Genomic DNA, 24,411 nt, shown 5'->3' with positions numbered 1-24,411 from the left:
CAGTGCAGGCATCGGCCGTGCCCTGGAGTGCGGCTGAATAGAGAAAGGACCCTCTGACCTATGACTGAGCAGAAAGTGCCGCTCGACCGGAGATTCACCTCGTTCCTCTTGCAATCGCAGGCATTGAAGTTCGGAGATTTCACTTTGAAGTCAGGCCGTCGCTCACCGTATTTCATCAACGCGGGAGCCTTCGACACCGGTCGCAAAATTGCTTTGCTTGGCTCGTTCTACGCTGAGAAGATCAACGCCGCAATTGCGGACGGAACCCTGCCTGGGGATATCGATACCGTGTTCGGGCCAGCGTACAAGGGCATCCCGCTGGCGGTTTCCACGGCGATCGCCTTGACCGCGCAATACGATATGGGCGTCGGCTACACCTTCGACCGCAAGGAGCGCAAGGATCACGGTGACGGCGGCATGTTCGTCGGAACCCAGCTGCGTGACGGCATGAAAGTGCTGCTTGTTGACGACGTGATGACCGCGGGAACTGCCGTGCGCGAGGTCGTGCCCAAGCTGCGCGAGGCGGCCGACGTGCAGATTGTCGGACTGGTGTTGTCGGTCGATCGCATGGAGAAAACGCGGGACAGCAATATATCCGCCGTCGCCGCCGTACAACAGGAGTTCGGCTTCCCGGTCGTTTCCATCGCGAACGTGCGTGAGATTTTCGATGCGGCGTCGCATATGACCGGCGATGATGGCCTGCCGCTGCTCGACGAGGACATCAAGACGCGTGCCAAGGAGTATCTCGACACGTATGGCGCGTGACAACCGCATGATGCGATTCGCACGTCACTGCGGACAACGGCCGGCCGGGAACCACCGTATGGGGTTCCCGGCCGGCCTTATCGTTATTGCGTTCGTGTCGGTATGCGACGTCCTCACATCCGGTGAGCGTCGAGCGACGTCTTGCACCTTGCGGGATTAGTCGATGAGCTTGTACCCGTGGGAGGCGATCACCGTGCGCAGCTTGTCCAGATAGGTCTGCGCGGCGGTCGAGAGTTTCGCACGCTCGTTGGTGATCCAGCCAAGCAGCATCGTCTCGTCCGTGTCCAGCGGCACGGTGACGATCTTCTCATTGTTGAGGTCGCCGTTGTCGATGCCCGTGCACACGGTGTAGCCGTTGAGGCCGATGATGAAGTTGAGAATCGTCGCACGGTCGGTCACGTTGATTTGCTTGGGGGAGTACTCCGGCCACACCGCTTCCTCGGCGAAATAGAAGCTGCCCTCGGAGCCTTGTTCATACTGGATGAACGGGAAGGGCTTGAGGTCTTCCATCGTGACTTTTTTCTTGCCGGCCAGCGGATTGTCTCGCGAGATGAACACATGCAGGTTCGCACGGAACAGCGGGTGGAACACGAGATGCTTCTCACGCAGCAGCTTGTTGATCACGTTTTTGTTGAAATCGGACAGATACAAGATGCCGATTTCGGACTGCATGTTGGCGACCTGGTTGATGATGTCCTTGGTGCGCGTCTCGCGGATGGTGAACTCGTATTCGTCGGAGTTGATTGAGTTGATCATTTCGACGAACGCTTCGACAGCGAACATGTAATGCTGGGTCGAGACGCTGCACAGCTGCTTGCGTGGCTTCGCATTCTTGTAGCGTTCCTCGAGCAGTGAGGCCTGATCGAGCACCTGACGCGCATAGGTGAGGAATTCCGCGCCGTCCACGGTCAGCGCGATGCCCTGGGAGGATCGGGTGAAGATCTCGATGCCCAGCTCGTGCTCCAGTTCCTTGACCGACGAACTCAAGGCCGGTTGCGAGACATACAGCTCGTGGGAGGCCTCGTTCATCGAACCACATTCGACGATTTTGACGATGTACTTGAGTTGCAAGAGAGTCATAAGAGGATTTTATATCACGAAGATGTCAAGAATCGGGTGGTTATATCCACATGCTGGTGGGACCCTCAACACCGGATCAGATCCGCACGCCCAACGATTGCAGCTCGCGTCTGGCGTGCGTTGCGTCATCGAACAGGAACGCATGCATGCCCACGGATTTCGCCCCCTCGACATTGCGCGGCGTGTCGTCGAAGAACACGCTGGATGCGGGGTCGGCGATGCCGAAACGGCCCAAAGCCAGACGGTAGAAGCCCGCGTTCGGCTTGAACTGCTTCTCCACGCCCGACACCACGGTCCCGTCGAGCAGCTCCTTGAGCTGTGGGAACTTGTCGAACGCGAAGTGGAAGGTCTCATACGACCAGTTCGTCAACCCCCACACGCCGTATCCGGCGTCCTTCAAATCCTTGAGGAGCGATTCCGTGCCCGGGATGATCCGCGTCAGGGAATCGTCGTAGCGGGCGATGTAGTCGGCAAAGATATCGGCGATGTCATCCCCGTGGTCGCGCCTGACATCCGGGAGGATATCCGCGAGTGCCTCACCGTGGTCCATACGGTCCTCATAATCGAAGAAGCCATACGGGTCGTCCGGCGCGCAAATACGATCCACCAAGGTATCGGGGTAGCGGCCGCGCAACGCAGCAGCACACTGCCAGTCGATGAGCACGCCGCAGAAATCGAACACGATATCGCTGATCGCCGCAGCTTCATGTTCCGTGGGCTCTGCGTGCTTCGTGCCGTCCTGCGGTCCTGCCGTCTGCGTTGCCAGTGTCGTCATGCTGTCCCTTCCTATGAGCCTCGGCGATGGTTACCGACGCGCGCGTCATTTATCAGTCAGCTCCGCCAGCGACGAAGCCCGCACCACAGTCTAGCGGCAACGGCCCCCGGACTTGCGTAGACCGGCGTATCGGGGATATGAACATCTCGGGAACGTATCGCAAACAGGGCGTGGCTCACTCTTCGCCGGGTTGGAATACCTGAACGTACAGGATCTGGGTGTTTTTGTCCGCGCATCCGGTGAGACCGGTGGCATCGATGCTGAGGGCGTCCGTCTGGTCCGGAGGGTAGATGAGCATCGTGTCAGCAGCTGTTGGTGTGCAATCCGCGGCATCGAAATTCTCAGCGTTCACGATGCGCAGGGCGCTGTGCGCGGATTGCCCCGGCTTGAGTGTGATCGTGGAGGCAGTGACTGTGCTGTCGCGCTTCGCTGCAGCGCCGATTTGCGTGTCACCGTGACGTAGAGAAACGCCCGGATATCCACGCAACGTGCAGGTTTGCGAACCGGAATTGGTCAACACCAGATACGGGTAGGAGCTTCCCGCGCCCCCACCCGCGCCTTGCGTCAGCTTCGCGGTCAGTTCCTTCGTGGTGCATGCGCCGGTAGCGGCGGCGGAAGAGGAGACCGATGCCGAGGCGGACGGTGAGGATGCCGACGCGGTGGAGGAGGGGGATTGCGAAGCTGCGGGGGACGATGCCGAGGCGGACGGGCTGGCATTCGTTCCGGATGTCGAGCCACACGCGCACAGGGAGCCGGCCATCACCGCCGCACTCAATGCGATCACCGCCCACGCCCGAGCCGGGGAATGAGCCCCGGACCGCCGTGATGAACCGGTACGGGACGACAAACCGTTGGAACCATTGCCATGCTGGGAACCGATCATGATATGTCCTTCCTCCGTGAAGCGCACAAACTCTTCTACCATTCTCCTACTGCTGACGCATACGACCACGTCATGGCTTCATTGTACCTGTACCGTCGCTGGGAATGGGGAACCTGACGTTCGCGGGTTTCACCCGATGAGCTTGGCGATGGCCTGCGGAATGGCGCGTATCACATCGCTTGCGATAATCGGCTCGCCGGCAACATACCCGGTATTTCGCTCGCCGGCACCGTAGATTTCGGGCGCGCGCCACCCGCATTGCGTCGCGTGCGAGGCGATGGCGGCCGACAGACCGTGCAGATACACGGCCGCGGCGACGGTGTCGGCCACCGCTGGGGCGTCATCGGGTGATCCGGACACATCGGACTGGGATAGTAACGCCCCGATCATGCCGGCAAGTACGTCTCCCGCGCCGGCCGTGCCCAGCCATGCGGGGGCGCGTCCGCACAGGAGAATCCGCGTGCGGTCGTTGTCGTACGGGTCGGTTCCGGCGATGACGCTGATCGCGCCTTTGAGTACAACCGTTGCGCCGGTATCCTCATGGGCGAGCTGTGCATACCGGACGGGCGCTGACATCACCTGGTCGGCTGTAACCGGCCCGTTTATGGTATCGAGTCTGGTCAACAAACCCGCCAACTCCCCGGCGTGCGGGGTAATCACCACATTGCCGGGAACCCGGGCGGGCAGCAGGTCGAGCGCGCCGGCGTCCACGACAATGGGCGGCATCGCGTCAGGATGGGTGCCCTGCGCTGCCGCATCGCCACCGTCGTCGTTGGTTCCGGACTCGTCGACGAGCGCATAATGTGCCAGCAGTCGTGTTATCGTCTCACGTTGGATATCGTCACCGTCTGCTGTGTCCGTGGACGCGGGGACGCCCGAACCGACGACCCAGGCGTTCACATGCCCTTTGCCGATGACCGCTTCCGGCAGCGCCTGCAACACGAGATCCTGGGCGCGTTGCGGGCCGAGATAGCGTACCATGCCGATGCCTGATCTTGCGGCTGCGTTGGTCCCCAGAACCGCAGCCCCCGGATATCGCGTCGACCCGGTGACCAGCCCGACGACTCCGCGCGTGTATTTCATGTCATGTACGGACGGCACGAGAATCGCGGAGGAAGCGAGGTCGGCGTCCATCATTTCCGAGGCGGGTTCGGCTTCGTCGATATCGAACCCGAAATCGACGAGTGTGACTTTGCCACAGGCGTACGCTGCGGGAGGCAGCATGGCGCACGGCTTGAGGGCGCCGAACATCACGGTCCGGTCAGCAGTAAGGTACGGACCGGGGAGTGTACCATCGTCCACGCCGATACCCGAAGGCGTGTCCACCGCCAATACCAGCGGCCGTTCGCCCGGATGGTCTTGGATCGTCTCGGAACCAGCCCGCCCGTCGATACCCCACGAATCCAATAACGCCGACGTCAATGTCGCCGCGATGCCGTGCAATGCGCCGGAAACCCCTATCCCCGTCATCGCATCCATGACAAGATCCGCCTGATTGACCAGATCGACGGCTACGCGGAGACGCTCACCGGCTTCGCCGGCGGAGAAACCGGTGACGCAACCGGGGATCTCGGCTTCCGGGTCAAGGACCAGCACACGTCCGCCACTATGCGCGAACGCTGCGAAACCGGCGTCATGCAGGCCCCGTCCGACGGCGACCACTGTGACCCGGGCGTCCTCTCCGGCAAGTTGCGCCGCGGCGAACAAGCCGTCGCCTCCGTTGTCGCCGGCTCCGGCGAGTACGACCACATTGGCATCCTCGAGCGCTACGCCTTGGGCGCCGAGCATGCGTTTGGCCTCATGTGCGGCGGCTGCCGCAGCCATACGCATCAGTGGGACGCCGTCATCCAACAGCGGCCGCTCCAGTTCACGTACCGTGTCCGCGGCATATGCGTTGAATCTAAGCATTTGCAGGCGTTCATGATCGATGCTCTCACCCATGGCATGGCCCCTTTCCTATCATTGGCGTCCAGGCCCGCTGCACACGGCATCAGGACTGCTCTTCCAACTGTAGTCCCTTTCCGGGTGAATCATGCTCCACCCGTTCCCTTGTTCGCAGCTGCATACAGCAAGAAGAAAACCCGGCTTAAGGTGTTCGTCTCCCCTAGGGCGGTACAGTGGTGGGGATGAGCGAATCGGCGAACAGCCGGGAGGAGACTAGGGAGCGTGGGTATGAACGTAGTGGCGGCTGCTGAAGCGTTATGGGCGCAGCATACAATCCATCTTGATCCTGAGCCGCGGGGGGAGCGGCACGGTGTCGTCAACGCCGATGATCCCGGTGACGCGTTGTCGTTCGTCGCCGTGGGCGATTCGATGATCGCCGGCTGCGGGGTCGAGAACCAGTCCGAGGGATTCACCCCCGCCATGGCATCGGTGTTCTCTGATATGCTCGACAGGCCGGTTGACTGGCGTGCCGTCGGCAAGCTTGGCGCCACGATGCGCCGCGTTCGGTACCGTCTGCTCCCGCAGGTCGATCACCATGCCGATCTCATGGTGTTGTGCGCTGGTTCGAACGATTTGATGGCACGCAGGACCATCGCCCAGTGGCGTGATGACCTGTCAGCGTCGATTGACCTGGCCAAGGGGCGCGCCGACCATGTGGTCGTGTTCAGCGCCGCCCAGCTGTACTGCAGTCCTTCGCTGGGGCGGTCATTGCGTCACGTAATCGCGGACATGACCGACGAGCAGACGCAGACCAGCCGTGAGATCTGCGAACAGCATGGCGTCAGGTTCCTTGACATGACCCACGAGGATGTGCACGCCGATCGAGACGATTTCTACGCGCACGACCATTTCCACCCCAGCGCATACGGGTACCGGTGCATGGCGGAACGCGTCGGACAGATGCTCGGCGGATGGATGACCTCCGAACTGCGATAGCACCGGTTGCGGCTATGGGTCCGCAACGCTGTAGCCGCAGACCCATAGGACAGGGCTCCGTTGGCCCAGTGCCACGGTTATTCTTCGGCGACGAGCTCTAAATACCCGTCGTTCCACAGGTCCTCGTCGCCGTCGGGCATGAGCAGGACACGTTCCGGGTTCAACGCCTCGACGGCCCCTTCATCGTGGGTGACCAGTACGATCGCCCCCTCGTATTTCGCAATCGCCTTGAGGATTTCGTCGCGGGAGACGGGGTCGAGGTTGTTGGTCGGCTCATCCAACAGCAACACGTTCGCACGGGACGTGACCAGCGTGGCGAGCGCCAATCGGGTTTTCTCGCCGCCGGAGAGCACTTTCGTCGGCTTCATCACGTCATCACCGGAGAAGAGGAAACTGCCCAGAATCGAACGCGTATGCGTGTCGTCAAGCTCGGGAGCCACATGCTGGAGATTCTCCAACACCGTCGCATCCATATCAAGCGTGTCGTGCTCCTGAGCGAAATACCCGATCTTGCAACCGTGCCCATACACCACTTCGCCGGTATCCGGCTGCTCCTCGCCGGCCAGGATCCGCAACGTCGTCGTCTTGCCGGCTCCGTTATAGCCAAGAATCACGACGCGTGAACCCTTGTCGATTGCCAGATTGATACCCGCGAACACGATATTGGATCCGAAGGCCTTGGAAATATCCTTCGCCATAATCGGGGTACGGCCGCAAGGCGCCGGTTCCGGGAAGCGGATGTCGGCGACTTTCTCCTTCTTCTCCGCCTCGCTTGTCTCTGCGAGCAACCGTTCGGCGCGGCGCATCATATTCTGGGCGGCGACCGCCTTCGTAGCCTTCGCATGCAGCCGGATGCCTTGCTTCATCAGGCGTTCCGCCTTCTTCTCCGCGACCTCGCGTTCACGGCGGCGGCGCTCCTCGTCGACCACACGCTGGTGCAGATAGGCCTTCCAGCCCAGCGAATACATGTCGATCTGGCCAAGCTGGGCGTCCAAATGCCACACCTTGTTCACAACCTCATCCAACAGTTCCGTGGAGTGGGAGATCACCAAGAAACCGCCTTCGAAACGCTTGAGATAGCCACGCAGCCACTCAATCGAATCAGCATCCAAATGGTTTGTCGGCTCGTCGAGAATCAACGTGTCGGCGTCGGAGAACAAGATGCGCGCCAGCTCGATGCGCCGCCGCTGGCCACCGGACAATGTGCCCAGCTGCTGCTGCATCACCTCTTGCGGCAGACCCAGGCTATCGGCCATCGAGATCGCCTCGGACTGGGCGGCATACCCGCCTGCCTTCTCAAAATCCTGCATGGCCTTGTCATACCGGTTCATCGCCTTGGTCATCACATCAGGGTCAGGATCGGTCATATCCTTTTCCGCCTTGCGCAAACGCGAAATGATCGTCGCGATATCACGTGCGCTCATCATCCTGTCCAACGCAGTCTGCGTAGGGTCGGCGGCATGCGTGTCCTGGGGAAGATACCCAAGCTTGCCGGAAATGCGAACAGAACCCGCGGCGGGGAGCATATCACCGGTGATCACGCGCGTCAGTGTCGTTTTGCCTGCGCCGTTTCGGCCGACAAGACCGATCTTGTCGCCTTTGACGACATGGAAATCAGTGGGATGCAGCAATGTACGCGCACCGATCTGAATCTCCAGTCCCTTTGCCTCGATAGCCATGCCAACCTGCCGTTTCTTTCATCATCCGGGTCAAAGTCCAACGGGTTATCTTACCCATGGGGCGCCGACGTGCCGGGCATGTCATGGCGCGACACGCGCGGCACTCTCCCGCGGTTCAACCCAATATCGAACATCTGTTCGAATTTCGTCGTGCTTGCCTGTATCCTAGAACCCAGCACCAGACGTATCGGAGGCAAGACGTGAGCACAGCACAACAGGCGCAGCACCAGCATCGCACCACCGCGACCGAGCATATCCTCGACAGTGATTCGTTCCTGCAGCGGGAGCTCGCAAAAGCGCCATTGCGGGAGCATGACGGCTCCCTCGTCGCCGATATCAGCCACATCCCCAACGATCTGAAAATCACCATCCAAGGCGCTCGCGAACACAACCTCAAGAACGTCGATCTGTCAGTGCCACGCAATCGCATGGTGGTGTTCACCGGATTGTCCGGGTCGGGAAAATCGTCGCTGGCGTTCGACACGCTGTTCGCCGAAGGACAACGCCGATATGTCGAATCCCTAAGCGCCTACGCGCGGCAATTTCTGGGGAGAATGGACAAGCCGAATGTCGATTTCATCGAAGGTTTGAGCCCTGCGGTGTCGATTGACCAGAAAACCACGAACCGCAACCCCAGATCGACGGTCGGCACCATCACCGAAATCTACGACTATTTGCGATTGCTGTTCGCGCGTACCGGAGAGCCCCATTGCCCGGTGTGCGGCGAACCGGTGAGCGCGCAGACCCCGCAGCAGATGGTTGACTCCTTGCTCGCCATGCCGGAGCGCACCCGTTTCCAGATTCTCGCCCCCGTGGTCAGAGGCCGCAAAGGTGAATTCGTGGATCTGCTTGAACTCCTGCGCTCCGACGGGTACGCCCGCGCTTTGATCGACGGCGACATGCGGCAACTGTCCGACGACATCAAACTTGCCAAGCAGAAGAAACACACCATTGAAGTGGTCGTCGACCGTCTAGTCATCAAGGACGGCATCCGCCAACGGCTCACCGATTCCATCGAGACGGCGCTGAAACTGTCCAAAGGCCTGGTCGTCGCGGATTTCGTCGATCTCGACGAACACGACCCGAACCGTCGGCGTCCGTTCTCGGAAAAGCGGGCGTGCCCGAACGGCCATCAGCTTGAGCTTGACGAAATCGAACCGCGCACCTTCTCATTCAACGCCCCGTACGGCGCATGCCCCGCATGCACCGGCATCGGGTACAACCTGGAAATCGACCCTGAACTGGTGATTCCCGACCCGTCGAAGACCCTCAACGAAGGCGCTATCGAGCCATGGGGGCTGACCAAGGGTACCGGTGATTATTACCGGCATGTGTTGGAAGGCCTCGGCGAGGAGATGGGATTCGATCTCGATACGCCATGGCAGGACCTGCCTGAAGACGTCCGTCATGCAATCATGTACGGCCATGATTTCAAGGTCAAGGTCTCGTACCGTAACCGCTGGGGCCGTCTGCGCGAATATTCAACGGGATTCGAAGGTGTCGTGCGTACGCTGATGCGCCGCCATGACGAGACGGATTCCGACCAGATGAAGCAATATTACGAGTCCTATATGCGCGAGGTGCCATGCCAGGCGTGTGGCGGCAAACGCCTTCGCCCGGAAGTGCTGGCGGTGACGGTGGACGGCAAATCCATCGCCGACGTGTGCGATATGCCGGTCGAACGCGGTCTCGCATGGATAAAGAACCTGCGTCTGGAAGGTTCCGCCGCCGCGATCGCCGGCGAGGTGGTCAAGGAGATCAGGGCACGTCTCACGTTCCTCAACGATGTCGGATTGAGCTACCTGACCTTGTCGCGCGCTGCGAAGACCCTGTCCGGCGGCGAGGCACAGCGCATCCGGCTCGCCACGCAGATAGGCTCCGGACTCGTCGGGGTCATGTACGTGTTGGATGAGCCTTCCATCGGCCTGCACCAGCGGGACAACAAGCGGCTGATCGAAACGCTTCATCATCTGCGCGATCTGGGCAATACCCTGATTGTCGTCGAGCATGACCAGGAGACTATTGAAACCGCGGACTGGCTGGTCGACATCGGCCCCGGAGCGGGTGAACACGGCGGCGAAGTGGTCTACTCCGGGCCGGCTGCGCATATCATCGATGCGCCGCGCTCCATCACAGGTGACTACATCGCCGGGCGGCGTGCGATCGAAGTGCCGAAACGTCGTCGACGTACCAACGCTGGCCGGAGGCTCACTGTTGTCGGCGCTCGGGAGAACAACCTCAAGAACATCAATGTGAACTTCCCGCTGGGCGTCATGACCTGTGTCACTGGCGTGTCCGGTTCGGGCAAATCCACGTTGGTGAACACGATTCTGTACCCCGTGTTGGCTGACAAACTCAATGGCGCGCGCATCGTGCCAGGAAAACATACCAGGATTGAGGGCATCGAACAGTGTGACAAGGTCATTCATGTCGACCAGAACCCCATCGGCAGGACCCCACGGTCCAATCCGGCCACGTACACCGGTGTGTGGGACAAGATTCGTGCGCTCTTCGCCAAGACTCCCGAAGCCCAGGTGCGAGGCTATGGGCCGGGACGGTTCTCGTTCAACGTCAAAGGAGGCCGTTGCGAAGCCTGTCACGGCGACGGCACGTTGAAGATCGAGATGAACTTCCTGCCCGACGTGTACGTCCAGTGCGAGGAATGCCACGGCAAGCGGTACAACCGCGAGACTCTGGAAGTCAAATACAACGGTAAATCGGTGGCGGACGTGCTCGACATGCCCATCGAGGAGGCGGCAAAGTTCTTCAAAGCTTATCCGTCCATCTCCCGGTACCTCGATACGCTCACTCAGGTCGGCTTGGGATATATCCGTCTGGGACAGCCGGCGACGACCCTGTCAGGCGGTGAATCGCAGCGAGTCAAGCTGGCGACCGAGTTGCAGCGGCGCTCCACCGGCAAAACCGTCTACATTCTCGACGAGCCGACCACCGGCCTGCATTTCGAAGATGTACGCAAACTGCTCCTTGTCCTGCAGGGGCTTGTCGACAAAGGCAATACAGTCATCGTGATTGAGCATAACCTCGACGTCATCAAATCGGCGGACTGGATTATCGATCTCGGTCCTGAAGGCGGCGATGGCGGCGGCACTGTCGTCGCTCAGGGCACGCCGGAACAGGTCGCAAAGAACGCGAACAGCTGGACCGGCCGATTCCTCAAGGACATGCTCTGAACCTCAGGGAACTCCGGGAAACCGGGAACGGTATGGGCGCGGGACGTACATGTACGTCAACGCACCGGAACCAGAACACGACAGGTAACCATGGAAAGGAACCGACGAGCAGATGGGCATCATCGAGCGCCACAGCCCTGATCGCTGGCGTGCCACAGCCAAGGGGATTCTGGCCGAGCAGGCTGCGCAGGGGCATGATTCCACGACCGTGGACGGCCCTGCAGGCGACGCAACTGGCGGCAAGGTGGGCGCGTCGCGGGGCGTGAACGCGAACGGGGCCCCGCTGCTTGGCGACTCACGAGACCTTTTCCGCCCGAAAACCGGTGACATTCCCGCGGAACCTGGCGTATACAAGTGGCGTGACGGCGAGGGCAGGGTCATTTACGTCGGTAAGGCGAAGAACCTGCGCAACCGTCTGACGAACTATTTCCAGCCTCTTGACCAGCTGCATCCTCGCACCCAGACCATGGTGCTCACCGCACGAAGCTTGGAATGGACGGTGGTCGGCACCGAGCTTGAGGCGCTGACCCTCGAATACACATGGATCAAGGAATTCGACCCGCGGTTCAATGTCGTGTTCCGTGATGACAAAACCTATCCGTACCTCGCCGTCTCGGTGGGGGAAAGCGTGCCGCGCGTATGGGTGACGCGCAGCAGAAAACGGCGCGATACCAGGTATTTTGGCCCATACGCGAAGGTGTGGGATCTTCGGCACAGCCTGGACAGGCTGCTCAAGACCTTCCCGGTGCGCACATGCTCGGACGGGGTGTTCAACAAGGCGCGTCTCACCGGTAGGCCATGCCTGCTCGCCTCCATCGGCAAATGTTCCGCACCCTGCGTCGGACGTATCAGCGAGGCCGACCATCGCCGCCAATGCGAGCGGCTGGTCGGTGTGCTCACCGGAAGGGTCGGTAAATCATACATCGCCCAGCTAGGCCGGGAGATGAAAACGGCGAGCGACGACCTTGATTTTGAACGCGCTGCAAGGCTGCGGGACGAAATCGCGATGCTGCAAACCGTCATGCAGCAAAATTCCGTCGTTCTCGACCAGGATGTGGACGCCGACGTCTTCGGCCTGTCCTCTGACGAGCTTGAAGCGTCGGTCCACGTGTTCTTCGTCAGAGATGGATCGATTCGCGGCGAACGCAACTGGACCGTCGAACGTGTCGAGGATATCGGGGATGACGAACTGATGTCCGATCTCATCGTCCAGGTGTATGCCGATTTACTCCATGAACGCGGTAGCGTCCAAAGCTCCCGTACCGGCGAGGGCGCCCAGCCAATCAATGTTCTAGAACGCAGGGACGCTATCGGAGCTACCCAGAGCGTCACCGCTTCAGACAGCCTCACCAGGGCGCAGGCGACAAGAACCCGCCACGAGCGGTTGGAACAAACCGGCCGCGCCGACTTGCTCGCCCCGATCGCTCCGGTGCCGCGGGAAATCCTCATGCCCATCGAGCCGGCAAGACGGGCTGACCTCGAGGCATGGCTCAGCAGCGAACGCGGATCGCTAGTCACGATTCGGGTCCCTGGTCGCGGCGAAAAACGGACCCTGATGGAACGCGCCAACGACAACGCCGCCCAAGCGTTGCAACGTAGCAAAATGAGCAGAATCAGTGATATCGGCGCCCGCACCCAAGCGATGAACGACGTCGCGGACGCGCTCGGATTGCCCCAGGCACCGCTGCGCATCGAATGCTACGACATCTCCAACACCATCGGAGGCGCCTATCAGGTGGCGTCGATGGTGGTGTTCGAAGACGCCATCGCCAAGAAATCCGAATACCGCCGCTTCGCCATCCGCGGTGATGACGGCAAAGGCGCGCTCGACGACTTGAGCGCACTGTATGAGACTCTGACCAGACGATTCCGCCATGGAAATATCGCTGGCGACTCCGGTGACAGCATGGACAACGAGCGCAGAATCCGGCAAGCCGGACAGCATGCGTCCAAACAGCATGCGTCCCTCGTCACAGACCGGCCCGAAACCGGCAACGGCGAACCGGCAGGTATGGCGACGACGGCAGAAGCTGCCGGTACGTCGGGGTCTGCCGGCGTGTCCGGGTCCGCGCAGTCGATCCTGGCTCAGCACACGGTCAAACAGGGCGCCGTACAGGATGCCGCCGTGGACGAAGTCATCCAACAGAACACCCAACGGCGTCATTTCGCCTATAAACCGAATCTCGTCGTGGTCGATGGCGGCAAACCCCAGGTCATGGCGGCGGCGAAGGCATTGCATGACTGCGGGGTCGACGATGTCGCCGTATGCGGTCTTGCGAAGCGTCTCGAGGAAGTGTGGGTCCCGGATGATGACTATCCGATCATTCTCCCGCGCCAATCCGAAGGCATGTACCTGTTGCAACGCGTGCGCGACGAATCGCACCGATTCGCCATCACCTACCATCGTCAGACACGCAGAAAAGGGGCTTTGCGTTCCGCGCTCGACGACATTCCGGGCATCGGGCCGTCCTACCAGAAGCGTCTGCTGAACGCGTTCGGATCGGTCAGGGCAATGCGCGAGGCGAGTATCGAACAGCTCGAACAGGTTAAGGGCGTCGGCCACGCCAAGGCCGAAGCCGTGTACGCGGCGCTCCACGCGAAGGACGAGTGATTCGGCTACCATGGGCAATGCCGGAAACGTCGTCACCGAACGGGTGCGCGGTATGAAGACACGATTAGAACACGGGGAGGCACACGCATGATGGATATCGAGGATTCCGCGGGAGCTCCGATTACCGGCAACCAGTGTGCGGTGCTCGGCAAGCCGATCAGGCATTCACTCTCTCCGACGCTGCATCAGGCAGCTTACCGTGCGCTCGGCCTCGCCGGCACGTGGTCGTATCACCGCTACGAGATCGACGAGGATCATCTTGGGCCGTTTCTGTCAGGTCTTGATTCGAGTTGGCGAGGTCTGAGCCTCACCATGCCGTTGAAACGCACCATCCAGCCGTACGGGCTTCCCTCCAATATGTGGGCGCGCAGGCTTGCCGTCGCCAACACCGTGGTCTTCGACTGGGACGAGCCCGGCATCCCCGGCCCGGCGCGAGAGCACGGCCTTCCCTTGATGCGCCTGTATAACACGGACGTTGACGGCATCGACCTCGCCATCCGCCACGCGTGGCAGACGGCAGGAGCGGATATGCGACCCCAGAGGCATGGTATGCACGCGTTGGTCATCGGCAACGGGAACACCGCGATGTCCGCGATCGCCGCATTGTCTCAGTTGTCTTCCCCGGAGGGAGCGGTGGTGCGGTGTATCACCGTAGCCGCACGCCATCCAGAGCATAATGCGGACATCGTCGCACTTGCCGAGCATCGAGACAACGGCAGATTGTCCGGCATCGGCATCGACGTCGACATCATCATGATCGACCGTGTCCCTGAGACGATCGCCGATTGCGATATCGTGATTTCGACGCTCCCGTCGAGGGCCGCGGATCCCATTGCGGACGCCTTGGGTGAAGCCGGAGCCATGGTACACGGCACTTTGCTCGACGTCGCCTATGATCCACGTCCCAGCGCATTGAACCGCGCTTGGTCGCAGGCGGGCGGCCTGTCCATCGGCGGCGAGGACATGCTCCTGTATCAAGCCATCGGGCAGGTATGCCTGATGACCGGCAGGGGAGCGGAACGCTGGAACGGGGATCAGCCGGCAGTCATGGAGGAAGTCGATGCCCCGCTGGAAGATGCAATGAGAGAAGCGTTATTGGAGGCACTGAATGGCTGAAACGAGCGAACAAAGCCCTGCGACCGCCGCCACGGGAAATGGCGATCGACCGGATCCCGCCGATTCTTTCGAGGTGCTGCTCATCACCGGTATGAGCGGAGCCGGACGCACGCATGCCGCGGATGCACTCGAGGACATGGGGTGGTACGTTGTCGACAACATGCCCCCGAAACTCCTGATCCCGCTGGTCGATATGATGACATCCTCCGGTTCGAAGGTCCACAAGCTCGCAGCCGTGGTGGATGTTCGTTCGCGCAGCTATTTCGACGATTTGTCCGAGGTGCTCAGTCATCTTGATGATCTGGGTGTCAAGACGCGCATCCTGTTCCTCGATGCCAGCAACGAAGTGCTGATCAAACGGTACGAGTCCGTCCGTCGCCCGCATCCGCTCCAGCATGGCAACCGGCTGATTGATGGCATTCTAGAAGAACGTACGTTGCTCGCCAATCTCAAGGAACATGCGGATATGGTGATCGACACGTCGTCGCTCAGCATCCATCAGCTGTCTACCAAACTGTATGAGGCGTTACTCGGCTCCGGCCCCACCACGGTTTCGGTTCATATCTTCAGTTTCGGATTCAAATACGGCATCCCGATCGATGCCGATTTCGTGGCGGATGTCAGATTCCTGCCCAATCCGTACTGGGTGCCTTCCCTGCGTGAGCTGACCGGTCTGGACAAACCGGTGAGCGACTATGTGCTCTCGAGCAAGGGTGCCAAGGAGTTCCTTGACGCCTACCAGCGAGCCATCAGTATCGCCATCGACGGTTACGCCAGGGAAGACAAACATTATGTGACCATAGCCATCGGCTGTACCGGAGGTCAGCATCGTTCAGTGGCCATGAGCAATGCGCTTGCTGAGCGTTTGCGCGCGCAAGGATTGTCCGTGACGGTGTCCGCGCGCGAGCTGCATCGTCATCTGCATCAGGCCTGACCGCATGGCGAAAAGCCCCAAGCTGAATTTACACGGCTTGTCGTAATCTTGTCCAAGATATTGGATATCACAGTTACACGTTGCCACCTTGCCGGATTATGCCGGCATGTTGCAGAGGCAGTGAAGAGAAACAGGAAGTAGGAGGTTGGCTCTTGGCTCTTCTCGATGATGTCAATAGCGAACTCGCCACGATTAACGATGACCTGCCAGCTGCAATGGTGGCTCAGGCGGCCGCCATGTTCCAATTTGGCGGCGGTCTGCGTCAGACCAGCAGCAAACAGGTCGTGTTGTTCGCACAGTTCGATTCGCTGGAAGCGGCAAAATGGCTGCGCAATGCCATTGTCAACCAGTTCCAGCATCAGGCTCAGGAAGTCGCGAAGAGACAGCCGTTGCACGAGCAGAACGGTGCCAAGCAACCGAAATTCGACGCTGTCATCAAGTCGGTCCGCCGTAAGACCCCGCAGGGTCAAATCATCCAGCGGTACAACGTCGTCGTCGATCATGGGGCTATGGGACTAGCTGTCTGGCTGGGACTGTACAATCCGCGCATCCATCGCGTGGTTCGTGGCCTGCCGCCCGAGATTGTGAACGGGAAAATCCCGCAGATCAAAGCTGCATGGCGTGGTGCGTTCATGGCCCACGGCCGTATCTCGGACATCGGCACGGCCGGCTATCTCGAGGTCATCTGCCCAACCCATGAGGCGGCACTGGCGCTCCAAGGCGCAGCTCATCGTCTGGGCATCAGTGCAAAAACACGTCAGGTGCGCAGCTCGGAGCGTGTGACTCTTCGTGATCCTGACGCCATCGAACGGCTGCTCAACCTGATTGGCGCACCCCAGTCCGCAAGGGAATGGACCGGCAAGCGCACCGACGGCGAACCACGAGGCAAGACGAATCGTCTGGCGAATTTCGATGACGCCAATATGCGTCGTAGCGCGAAAGCAGCCGCAGAAGCGACCGAAAAAGTGCGTAACGCCTTCCAAGTCCTCGGCGAGGATATTCCGCCGAAACTGCGTGCGGCAGGACAGCTTCGCCTCGATCACCGTGACGCCAGCCTAGAGGAACTCGGCCGCCTTGCTGATCCCCCAATCAGCAAAGATGCAATCGCAGGGCGCATCCGGCGACTGCTGCAGAAAGCGGAGAAAGTCCAGAATGCGCGGCAACAGGGGTTGTGAGCCTCTCGTTTCGCGACACGGTTGCGTTTTTCCACTTTGACGGCGTCATCCTTCTCGCTGCACGCGAAGGATGGCGTCTTTTGTTCTTCGTTGCCTGTATCATCGCAATTGGCGTAGTCACGTCACCATCTTCCCGCATGGCCTGTGTGGCATGCGGTTAGGAAAGGATATTCATGAAGACACTGAAGGATCTTGGAGATCTCAAGGGCAAGCGCGTTCTCGTCCGCGCGGATTTCAACGTTCCGCTGGACGGCACCACGATCACCGATGACGGCCGTATCCGTGCCGCCCTGCCGACCATCAAGGCTTTGCGCGCCGACGGCGCCAAGGTCATCCTCATGGCGCATCTCGGCCGTCCGAAGGGCAAGGTTGTTCCTGAACTGTCTCTCGCGCCGGTTGCCAAGCGCCTCGGTGAGCTGCTGGGTGTCGATGTCCCGCTCGCTGAGGACACCTATGGCCAGGACGCCCATGCCAAGGTCGCGGCGATGAACGACGGTGACGTCGTGCTGCTGCAGAATGTGCGTTTCAACCCTGAGGAGACCAGCAAGGACGAAGCCGAGCGCGACGCCTATGCGAAGAAGATCGCCGAACTCGGCGACGTGTTCGTCTCCGACGGCTTCGGTGTCGTGCACCGCGCCCAGGGCTCCAATTACTCCATCGCCAAGTTCCTGCCTTCCGCGGCCGGCCTGCTGGTCGAGAAGGAAGTCAAGGCGCTGTCCCGCGCCACCGAGAACCCGGAACGCCCGCTGACGGTCGTGCTCGGCGGTTCCAAGGTCTCCGACAAGCTCGGCGTCATCGAGAACCTGCTCGGCAGCGCCAACCGTCTGGTCATCGGCGGTGGCATGGTCTATACCTTCCTCAAGGCCAAGGGCTATGAAGTCGGCACCTCGCTGCTCGAGGAAGACCAGCTCGAAACGGTCAAGGGCTACATCGAGACCGCTGAGAAGACCGGTGTCGAGCTCGTGCTTCCGACCGATATCGTCGTGAACGCCGGCTTCCCGGCTGGCGACACCCCGATCGCTCCGGAGGTCGTCAAGGCGGATGCCATCCCGGCTGACAAGATGGGTCTGGATATCGGCCCGGATTCCCAGAAGCTGTTCCACGACAAGATCGTCGATTCCAAGACGGTCGTGTGGAACGGCCCGATGGGTGTCTTCGAAGTCGCTCAGTTCGCTGAGGGCACCCGCGCTGTGGCGCAGGGGCTGGTCGATGCGACCAAGGCCGGTGCGTTCACCATCGTCGGCGGCGGCGATTCCGCTTCTGCCGTGCGCAACCTCGGCTTCCCGGAGGATGGCTTCTCCCACATCTCCACCGGTGGTGGCGCTTCTCTTGAGTTCCTCGAGGGCAAGGAGCTTCCGGGTCTGAAGGTGCTCGAGTAATTCGCATGGACGGCGAACCGTGTGCGGGCATGTCGTGACCGGCGTGCCCGCACACGTGTTTCCCGGTGTCGTGCACGTATCGTCGCCGGAAAAGTGGTGTCGGGGTTGTTGACAAGGATGGAGATGGTATGGCGGTGAATCGGATTCCGCTGGTCGCGGGGAACTGGAAGATGAACTTCAATCATCTCGAGGCGACCTATTTCGTCCAGAAATTCGCATGGCTGTTGCGGGACGCTCATGTGGATCCGCGCACGTGCGAGGTCGCGTTGATGCCGTCGTTCACGTCGATTCGCAGTGTCCAGGTGCTGGTCGAAGCCGATGATCTGCCCATCAAGTATGGCGCGCAATCCGTGTCCGTGACTTCGCAAGGGGCGTTCACCGGTGACGTTTCCGCAGATATGCTGGCGGCGCTGGGTTGTTCATATGTGATTGTCGGTCATTCGGAGCGACGCAAATACCATCCGGAAGATGACGCGAATATCGTCGATCAGGTCCGCGCCGTGCTCGCAGCTGGCATGCGGCCCATCCTGTGTGTGGGCGAAAGCTACGAGGAACGCAAGCAGGGCATCGAGCTTGATTTCGCCGTCGGCCAAGTGCGGGATGTGACCCGTGACCTGTCTGTGGAAGAGGCCACGAAGCTGCTGATTGCATATGAGCCGGTTTGGGCGATTGGCACCGGCATGGTGGCCACCCCGCAGTCAGCCCAGGATGCAGCCAAGGCGATTCGTGACGATATCCGTGAGACCTTCGGCGATGAGACAGCCACGAGCCTGCGTATCTTGTACGGCGGGTCGGTGACCTCGAAGAATGCGTCCCAATTGATCACCCAACCCGATGTCGATGGTTTCCTTGTCGGTGGCGCGTCCTTGCATCCGGAGGAACTCGCCAAGATTGTACGGCTGGTGGCGAAATCTGGGGCGTCGGGCCGCAAGTAGCGTGGGGCCGCGCCCGGCGGAAATGAGTTTTTGCGGTACTGCATTCTTGCCGTTTGTCAGAGTGCCTTGCCCCTTTCGGGGTTAGCATGCCAAAATCCCGCGGTTGCGCTATGCTTAGATAAGTTACACACAATGGAGGTTCAACTCGTGTCAGGTTTGGCTGTTCTCAAGCTGGTTATCCAGATTCTGGTCGTTGTACTCAGCTTCCTGTTGACGCTGCTCATTCTTATGCATAAGGGCAAGGGCGGCGGCCTTTCCGACATGTTCGGCGGCGGTCTCACCCAGAACGCGGGCTCTTCAGGCGTCGCCGAGAAGAACCTGAACCGTTGGACGGTGATTATCGCGGTGCTTTGGGTCGCTCTGATTATCGCCCTCGATTTGTTCACTAAATTCAATATCGGCGGCTGAATCGTTGCGAATTCCGGCACACAGACGTCACGCTATGCAGTCTCGCCGGCTCCTTCGCTATCGTCACGGTAATTCAGCGCGATAGATATCAGCGGATATCAGTACAGCATCGTCATGAAACCGCCCTGCTTCCCATACGGAGACAGGGCGGATTTTGTATCCATCGGCCTATCAAATGCTCAGCCCAACATCACCCCTCGCCAGGAAAGCAATCGCGCAACGGCGGTAATCCCATGCATCGGTCGGTTGGGGGAGAGGAAGCAACAATGATTGAGGCGGCATCATCATCCCAATCGGGGACAGACACCACCCCCGAGCGTCCCGAACATAGGGACCGACTTGAACATGGTGCACCCATGAATCACGATAATAACCGGGACCGCTGCGATACGCCCGTGCGTTTGGTCGTCGCCGATCTTGATGGAACGTTGATGCACGATGCCCCGACTTTCGAGGAACGGTATCTCACCGAGCATTCCATCGACGCCGTGTGGCGGATGCATGACGCGGGCGTTCGATTCGCCGTTGCGACGGCACGCCCGGTGAGCACTGGATACGAGGTCGTCGACAGACTGCCAGTCGACGCGTGCATCTACCTCAACGGGGCACTGATCGACACCAATCCGTCTGCGTCCGACGTCGATATGCTCACCAGCGGTGTATTGCCCGATGACGGGCATCTGATGAAAATCGGGTTCTCATCCCGACGCGCATGCGAGGTGTGCAGGTATCTTGTGCATGAATTGCCGGGGTTGAAGATCGGCATCGTCATGGATGACGTCCGGTACACGAATTTTGACGTCAGCGTCTACTGGAAAACGCAGACCTTCGTCATCACGGATTTCACGGACGTACCCGATGGCGTGGCCGACAAGATCATCATCTTTCCCGATCCGTACCAGTGGTCGGTGTTGGGTAGGCTAGTACCGGACGATTTTTCGGTGAGCATCTCCGAAGGATCAATGTGGATGCTGATGAACCCGCAGGCGAACAAGGAACGGTCGCTGGAACGGATTTGCGCGTCGATGAATATTCCGCTGTCGCAGACCGTTGCGTTCGGCGACGATCTGATTGATATCGCGATGATGCGGCGCTCGGGAACCGGTGTAGCGGTGTCGAATGCGAATCCCAAGGTGTTGGCAATCGCGGATGACATCTGCCCGTCGAATAATGAGGATGGTGTGGCCCAATGGATTGAACGGCACTGGGGGATGTGAGCATCTTCCAGTGGTATGAGCGTCCCAAATGACGATGGTGATGCCCCCGGAATCGAATTGAACTTCCTGTAACGCTGTATGGTTCAATTTCAGACTTTCCGGTTCATTGTTTCCGAGAGTTGTGCTATAGTTTCTGATAAGATTGAACATACGTTGAACTCTGGAGTGTTATGGCAGAAGGATTGTTCGCACAACGGCTCACCCAGGCGATGAACCAACGCCACCTCAAGCAGATAGACATCGTCAGGCGTGCACCTGAATTTGGCGTGCATCTTGGCAAAAGCCATGTCAGCCAGTATGTGAGCGGAAAAACTGTCCCGCGTACCGATACAGTCAACGCCTTGGCTGATATGCTCGGCGTGAGCGCCTCGTGGCTGATGGGGGACAGCGACGAGATGACCCGCAGGAAGCCGGATGCTTCCACATCCCCGGAATCCGGCGAAGCCTCGCCTGAGCATCTCGACGTTAAGGCTGCATCAACGAAAGGAACCACCATGCGGCATTTCGGCAAGTCATCGAAGCTTGATAACGTGCTCTATGATGTCAGAGGACCTGTTGTCGACGAAGCGGCGCGAATGGAAGCCTCCGGGACCCATGTCCTCAAGCTCAATATCGGCAATCCGGCGCCGTTCGGCTTCCGCACGCCTGATGAAGTCGTATACGACATGGCGCAGCAGCTGACCGATTGCGAAGGCTATTCCGATTCGAAAGGCCTGTTCTCCGCTCGCAAGGCGATCATGCAATACGCGCAGCTCAAGAATATCCCGAATGTCAGCATCGACGGGATTTACACGGGCAACGGTGTGAGCGAACTGATCAATCTGAGCATGTCGGCGTTGCTTGACAACGGTGACGAGGTGCTGGTGCCTTCGCCTGATTATCCGTTGTGGACGGCGTGCGTCACGCTGGCGGGTGGTACGGCCGTGCATTACGTGTGTGACGAGCAGTCGGAATGGTATCCCGATATCGAGGATATGCGGCGCAAGATCACCGACCGTACGAAAGCGATTGTCATCATCAACCCGAACAATCCGACAGGCGCATTGTACCCGCCGGAAGTGTTGCAGCAGATCGTTGAACTCGCCCGTGAGCATCAGCTCATGATATTCTCCGATGAAATCTACGACCGGTTGGTGATGGACGGTCTCAAGCATGTCTCCATCGCGTCCATGGCGCCCGACCTGTTCTGCGTCACCTTCTCAGGGCTGTCGAAATCACACATGATTGCTGGATACCGCGTCGGCTGGATGGTGCTCAGCGGCAACAAGGAGATTGCGAAGGACTACATCGAGGGATTGAACATGCTGACGAACATGCGCATCTGCTCGAATGTCCCTGCACAGTCCATCATCCAGACCGCGCTCGGCGGCCATCAGAGCGTCAACGACTATATCGTTCCGGGTGGCAGGATTTACGAGCAGCGCGAATACATCTATGAGGCGTTGAACTCGATTCCGGGCGTGTCGGCGGTCAAGCCGAAAGCCGCGTTCTACATCTTCCCGAAGTTGGATGTCAAACGCTTCGGTATCAAGGACGACGAGAAGTTCGCGCTGGATTTGTTGCGCGAGCAGAAGCTCCTCATCGTGCAGGGCAGTGGGTTCAATTGGCAGCAGCCCGATCATTTCCGTGTGGTCTATTTGCCGAGAATCGAAGTGCTCAAGGACGCTACCGCCAAACTGCGCAATTTCCTGGCCACCTATCATCAATAATCAGCCAAAGGCTGAAACTGTGGTTCCTGATGCGACGGGAACCGAATGCCCGTGTGTGATGGCGGCGTAACCGCGTGGCCATCACACAATCTGGTAACCCTCAGTGTGCGTGTTATATAGCCGGTTTGTGCCAGTCCACAAACCGGCTACGCTGCGCGCGTGAATTCCGTCACCAGTTTGTGTAGCACTACAAACTAGCTACGCTGACGTCGTGATATTCGTAGCTGGTTGGTGCAGCGGCGGACGGTTTCCCTCCTTGGCTCGACCTGAATACGCCGCTTCCTTCTGTTTCTACCGACGCTGACAGTAGTCTCAGCGTCGGTAGAAACAGAAAGGTCAGGTGTGCTGTGACAACGATGTCACAGATGGGCGTCATCAGCAAACAGAAGATTGCCAACCTGTACGTCCCACATAGCACCGCATCTCACCGAACCCGCACGTGTCGATATCAGTTTCCGTCCAAAACGCAACTGGCCCCGCCTCCCAAAGTGGGGAAGCGGGGCCAGTTGCGTTATCGTCCTACTGATGAGTTACATCAGCGTGGATTCATAGTCTCAGCCGTTGACGCGGTCGATACCGGACTGGACGTCAGCCAGCACGGAATCCCAAGAGGCGATGAACTTGGCGACACCGTCAGCCTCGAGCTGGTCGGTGACGTCCTTGATGTTGATGCCCAGGGCAGCGAGCTTGTCCATGATGGCCTGGGACTCCTCATAGGTGCCCTTGATGGACGGAGCGCCGTTGCCGTGATCGGCGAGAGCATTCAGGGTCTTCTCCGGCATGGTGTTGACCACGTGCGGAGCGACGAGCTCGTCGACATACTTGCAATCGGAGTACGCGGCGTTCTTGGTGCCGGTGGAAGCCCACAGCGGACGCTGCTTCTTGGCGCCCTTGGCCTCGAGAGCAGCCCAGCGAGGATCGTTCGCGAACTTATCCTCGAAGAGCTTGTAAGCCAGACGAGCGTTGGCGACAGCGGCCTTGCCTTCGAGGGCCTTGGCCTCGTCGGAGCCGTTGGCTTCGAGCAGCTTGTCGACAGCGGTGTCCACGCGGGACACGAAGAAGGAAGCGACGGAGCCGATGTGCTTGAGGTCGTGGCCGTTGGCGTCAGCCTGGGCGATGCCCTCGATGAAGGCGTCGATGACCTGCTCATAGCGCTCGATGGAGAAGATCAGCGTCACGTTGACGGAGATGCCCTTCGCGAGCGTGGCGGTGATGGCCGGAAGGCCCTCGAGGGTCGCCGGGATCTTGATCATGGCGTTCGGGCGGTTGACCTTCTCCCACAGTTCCACAGCCTGCTTCTCGGTGGCTTCGGTCTCATGGGCAAGACGCGGGTCCACTTCGATGGAGACGCGGCCGTCGACGAAGTCCGTGGCCTCGGCGATATCACGGAAGATATCGGTCGCGTTGCGCACGTCGGTGGTGGTCAGCTCGCGCACGGCGGTCTCAACGTCGACCTTGCCGAGCTCCTTGAGCTGCGCATCGTACGGGCCAACCTGAGAGAGGGCCTTCTGGAAGATGGACGGGTTGGTGGTCACGCCAACGACGTTCTTGTTCTTGATGAGGTCCTGCAGGGAGCCGGACTCGATGCGGGTGCGGGACAGGTCGTCCAGCCAAATGGAAACACCGTTGTCGCTGGTGCGCTGAGTTGCTTCAGTCATGTTGTGTTACTCCTTG

18 protein-coding genes are annotated in these 24,411 nt (G+C 59.8%); 12 read left to right on the top strand and 6 right to left on the bottom strand.

Going from position 1 to position 24,411, the window contains the following annotated elements:
• The first annotated feature begins 60 nt into the window (after positions 1–60).
• Complete coding sequence (pyrE, locus tag ACTQYB_RS01845; protein WP_168984559.1) at positions 61–765, top strand: orotate phosphoribosyltransferase; 705 nt, start codon at positions 61–63, stop codon at positions 763–765.
• Between the two features lie 156 nt (positions 766–921).
• Here the strand turns inward: pyrE and ACTQYB_RS01840 are convergent, their stop codons facing one another.
• The 4 genes from ACTQYB_RS01840 to ACTQYB_RS01825 form a co-directional block, all read right to left on the bottom strand.
• Positions 922–1,845 carry a LysR family transcriptional regulator gene (locus ACTQYB_RS01840; protein ID WP_033505657.1) on the bottom strand — a complete coding sequence of 308 codons (924 nt, stop codon included), beginning with the start codon at positions 1,843–1,845 and terminating at the stop codon, positions 922–924.
• Positions 1,846–1,921: 76 nt separating this feature from the next.
• Entirely contained in the window at positions 1,922–2,620 is a 699-nt protein-coding gene (locus tag ACTQYB_RS01835; protein ID WP_205827769.1) for an HAD family hydrolase, read from the bottom strand.
• A gap of 175 nt (positions 2,621–2,795) precedes the next feature.
• The gene (locus ACTQYB_RS01830; protein WP_441482329.1) at positions 2,796–3,545 is read right to left on the bottom strand and encodes a DUF4232 domain-containing protein; all 750 of its coding nucleotides are present in this window, start codon (positions 3,543–3,545) and stop codon (positions 2,796–2,798) included.
• Positions 3,546–3,632: 87 nt separating this feature from the next.
• Entirely contained in the window at positions 3,633–5,444 is a 1,812-nt protein-coding gene (locus ACTQYB_RS01825; RefSeq protein WP_033505654.1) for a bifunctional ADP-dependent NAD(P)H-hydrate dehydratase/NAD(P)H-hydrate epimerase, read from the bottom strand.
• Between the two features lie 231 nt (positions 5,445–5,675).
• Between ACTQYB_RS01825 and ACTQYB_RS01820 the strand changes: the two genes are divergently transcribed.
• Complete coding sequence (locus ACTQYB_RS01820; RefSeq protein WP_441482341.1) at positions 5,676–6,383, top strand: SGNH/GDSL hydrolase family protein; 708 nt, start codon at positions 5,676–5,678, stop codon at positions 6,381–6,383.
• A 77-nt stretch (positions 6,384–6,460) separates the two neighbouring features.
• Here ACTQYB_RS01820 and ACTQYB_RS01815 read toward each other — a convergent pair whose 3' ends face one another.
• Positions 6,461–8,062, bottom strand: coding sequence for an ABC-F family ATP-binding cassette domain-containing protein (locus ACTQYB_RS01815; RefSeq protein WP_033492498.1), 1,602 nt, complete (start codon positions 8,060–8,062; stop codon positions 6,461–6,463).
• Positions 8,063–8,316: 254 nt separating this feature from the next.
• On the opposite strand from ACTQYB_RS01815, the gene uvrA reads away from it, so the two are divergent.
• The 10 genes from uvrA to ACTQYB_RS01765 all read left to right on the top strand — a co-directional run bounded on the left by uvrA (position 8,317) and on the right by ACTQYB_RS01765 (position 22,737).
• Positions 8,317–11,253 carry an excinuclease ABC subunit UvrA gene (uvrA, locus tag ACTQYB_RS01810; protein ID WP_033505873.1) on the top strand — a complete coding sequence of 979 codons (2,937 nt, stop codon included), beginning with the start codon at positions 8,317–8,319 and terminating at the stop codon, positions 11,251–11,253.
• A 112-nt stretch (positions 11,254–11,365) separates the two neighbouring features.
• Positions 11,366–13,864: an excinuclease ABC subunit UvrC gene (gene uvrC, locus ACTQYB_RS01805; RefSeq protein WP_441482328.1), complete on the top strand. Its 2,499-nt coding sequence runs from the start codon at positions 11,366–11,368 to the stop codon at positions 13,862–13,864.
• 87 nt (positions 13,865–13,951) lie between these two features.
• A complete protein-coding gene (locus ACTQYB_RS01800; RefSeq protein WP_441482327.1) occupies positions 13,952–14,980 on the top strand; it encodes a shikimate dehydrogenase family protein in 1,029 nt (342 codons plus the stop codon).
• Positions 14,973–15,914 carry an RNase adapter RapZ gene (gene rapZ / locus ACTQYB_RS01795; RefSeq protein ID WP_015450602.1) on the top strand — a complete coding sequence of 314 codons (942 nt, stop codon included), beginning with the start codon at positions 14,973–14,975 and terminating at the stop codon, positions 15,912–15,914. Before ACTQYB_RS01800 ends, rapZ begins: the two co-directional genes overlap by 8 nt.
• A gap of 152 nt (positions 15,915–16,066) precedes the next feature.
• Positions 16,067–17,089 carry a DNA-binding protein WhiA gene (gene whiA, locus ACTQYB_RS01790; protein ID WP_033505648.1) on the top strand — a complete coding sequence of 341 codons (1,023 nt, stop codon included), beginning with the start codon at positions 16,067–16,069 and terminating at the stop codon, positions 17,087–17,089.
• A 173-nt stretch (positions 17,090–17,262) separates the two neighbouring features.
• A complete protein-coding gene (locus tag ACTQYB_RS01785) occupies positions 17,263–18,468 on the top strand; it encodes a phosphoglycerate kinase (protein WP_029576710.1) in 1,206 nt (401 codons plus the stop codon).
• Between the two features lie 128 nt (positions 18,469–18,596).
• The gene (gene tpiA, locus ACTQYB_RS01780; RefSeq protein ID WP_033492503.1) at positions 18,597–19,403 is read left to right on the top strand and encodes a triose-phosphate isomerase; all 807 of its coding nucleotides are present in this window, start codon (positions 18,597–18,599) and stop codon (positions 19,401–19,403) included.
• 156 nt (positions 19,404–19,559) lie between these two features.
• Positions 19,560–19,811, top strand: a complete 252-nt coding sequence (secG, locus tag ACTQYB_RS01775) for a preprotein translocase subunit SecG (protein ID WP_321046876.1) — start codon at positions 19,560–19,562, stop codon at positions 19,809–19,811.
• Positions 19,812–20,167: 356 nt separating this feature from the next.
• Complete coding sequence (locus tag ACTQYB_RS01770; RefSeq protein WP_044098478.1) at positions 20,168–21,028, top strand: HAD family hydrolase; 861 nt, start codon at positions 20,168–20,170, stop codon at positions 21,026–21,028.
• A 170-nt stretch (positions 21,029–21,198) separates the two neighbouring features.
• Positions 21,199–22,737 (top strand): aminotransferase class I/II-fold pyridoxal phosphate-dependent enzyme, encoded by a 1,539-nt coding sequence (locus ACTQYB_RS01765; RefSeq protein WP_441482326.1) that lies wholly within the window; start codon positions 21,199–21,201, stop codon positions 22,735–22,737.
• 554 nt (positions 22,738–23,291) lie between these two features.
• Here ACTQYB_RS01765 and tal read toward each other — a convergent pair.
• Entirely contained in the window at positions 23,292–24,395 is a 1,104-nt protein-coding gene (gene tal / locus ACTQYB_RS01760; protein ID WP_015450595.1) for a transaldolase, read from the bottom strand.
• Positions 24,396–24,411: the final 16 nt, after the last annotated feature.

This window comes from Bifidobacterium sp. LCP19S3_E9, from assembly GCF_052121135.1.
GTDB classification, from domain to species: domain Bacteria; phylum Actinomycetota; class Actinomycetes; order Actinomycetales; family Bifidobacteriaceae; genus Bifidobacterium; species Bifidobacterium thermacidophilum.
This window is presented reverse-complemented; position numbering and strand designations above follow the sequence as displayed.

Bases quoted from the DNA above. Each gene is read 5' to 3' on its own strand.
- tpiA (WP_033492503.1), top strand. From the start codon at position 18,597: ATGGCGGTGAATCGGATTCCGCTGGTCGCGGGGAACTGGAAGATGAAC.
- ACTQYB_RS01830 (WP_441482329.1), bottom strand. From the start codon at position 3,545: ATGGTAGAAGAGTTTGTGCGCTTCACGGAGGAAGGACATATCATGATC.
- ACTQYB_RS01785 (WP_029576710.1), top strand. From the start codon at position 17,263: ATGAAGACACTGAAGGATCTTGGAGATCTCAAGGGCAAGCGCGTTCTC.
- ACTQYB_RS01800 (WP_441482327.1), top strand. From the start codon at position 13,952: ATGATGGATATCGAGGATTCCGCGGGAGCTCCGATTACCGGCAACCAG.
- ACTQYB_RS01840 (WP_033505657.1), bottom strand. From the start codon at position 1,845: ATGACTCTCTTGCAACTCAAGTACATCGTCAAAATCGTCGAATGTGGT.
- ACTQYB_RS01765 (WP_441482326.1), top strand. From the start codon at position 21,199: ATGGCAGAAGGATTGTTCGCACAACGGCTCACCCAGGCGATGAACCAA.
- ACTQYB_RS01820 (WP_441482341.1), top strand. From the start codon at position 5,676: ATGAACGTAGTGGCGGCTGCTGAAGCGTTATGGGCGCAGCATACAATC.
- tal (WP_015450595.1), bottom strand. From the start codon at position 24,395: ATGACTGAAGCAACTCAGCGCACCAGCGACAACGGTGTTTCCATTTGG.
- ACTQYB_RS01815 (WP_033492498.1), bottom strand. From the start codon at position 8,062: ATGGCTATCGAGGCAAAGGGACTGGAGATTCAGATCGGTGCGCGTACA.
- ACTQYB_RS01825 (WP_033505654.1), bottom strand. From the start codon at position 5,444: ATGGGTGAGAGCATCGATCATGAACGCCTGCAAATGCTTAGATTCAAC.
- uvrC (WP_441482328.1), top strand. From the start codon at position 11,366: ATGGGCATCATCGAGCGCCACAGCCCTGATCGCTGGCGTGCCACAGCC.
- pyrE (WP_168984559.1), top strand. From the start codon at position 61: ATGACTGAGCAGAAAGTGCCGCTCGACCGGAGATTCACCTCGTTCCTC.
- rapZ (WP_015450602.1), top strand. From the start codon at position 14,973: ATGGCTGAAACGAGCGAACAAAGCCCTGCGACCGCCGCCACGGGAAAT.
- ACTQYB_RS01835 (WP_205827769.1), bottom strand. From the start codon at position 2,620: ATGACGACACTGGCAACGCAGACGGCAGGACCGCAGGACGGCACGAAG.
- ACTQYB_RS01770 (WP_044098478.1), top strand. From the start codon at position 20,168: ATGAATCACGATAATAACCGGGACCGCTGCGATACGCCCGTGCGTTTG.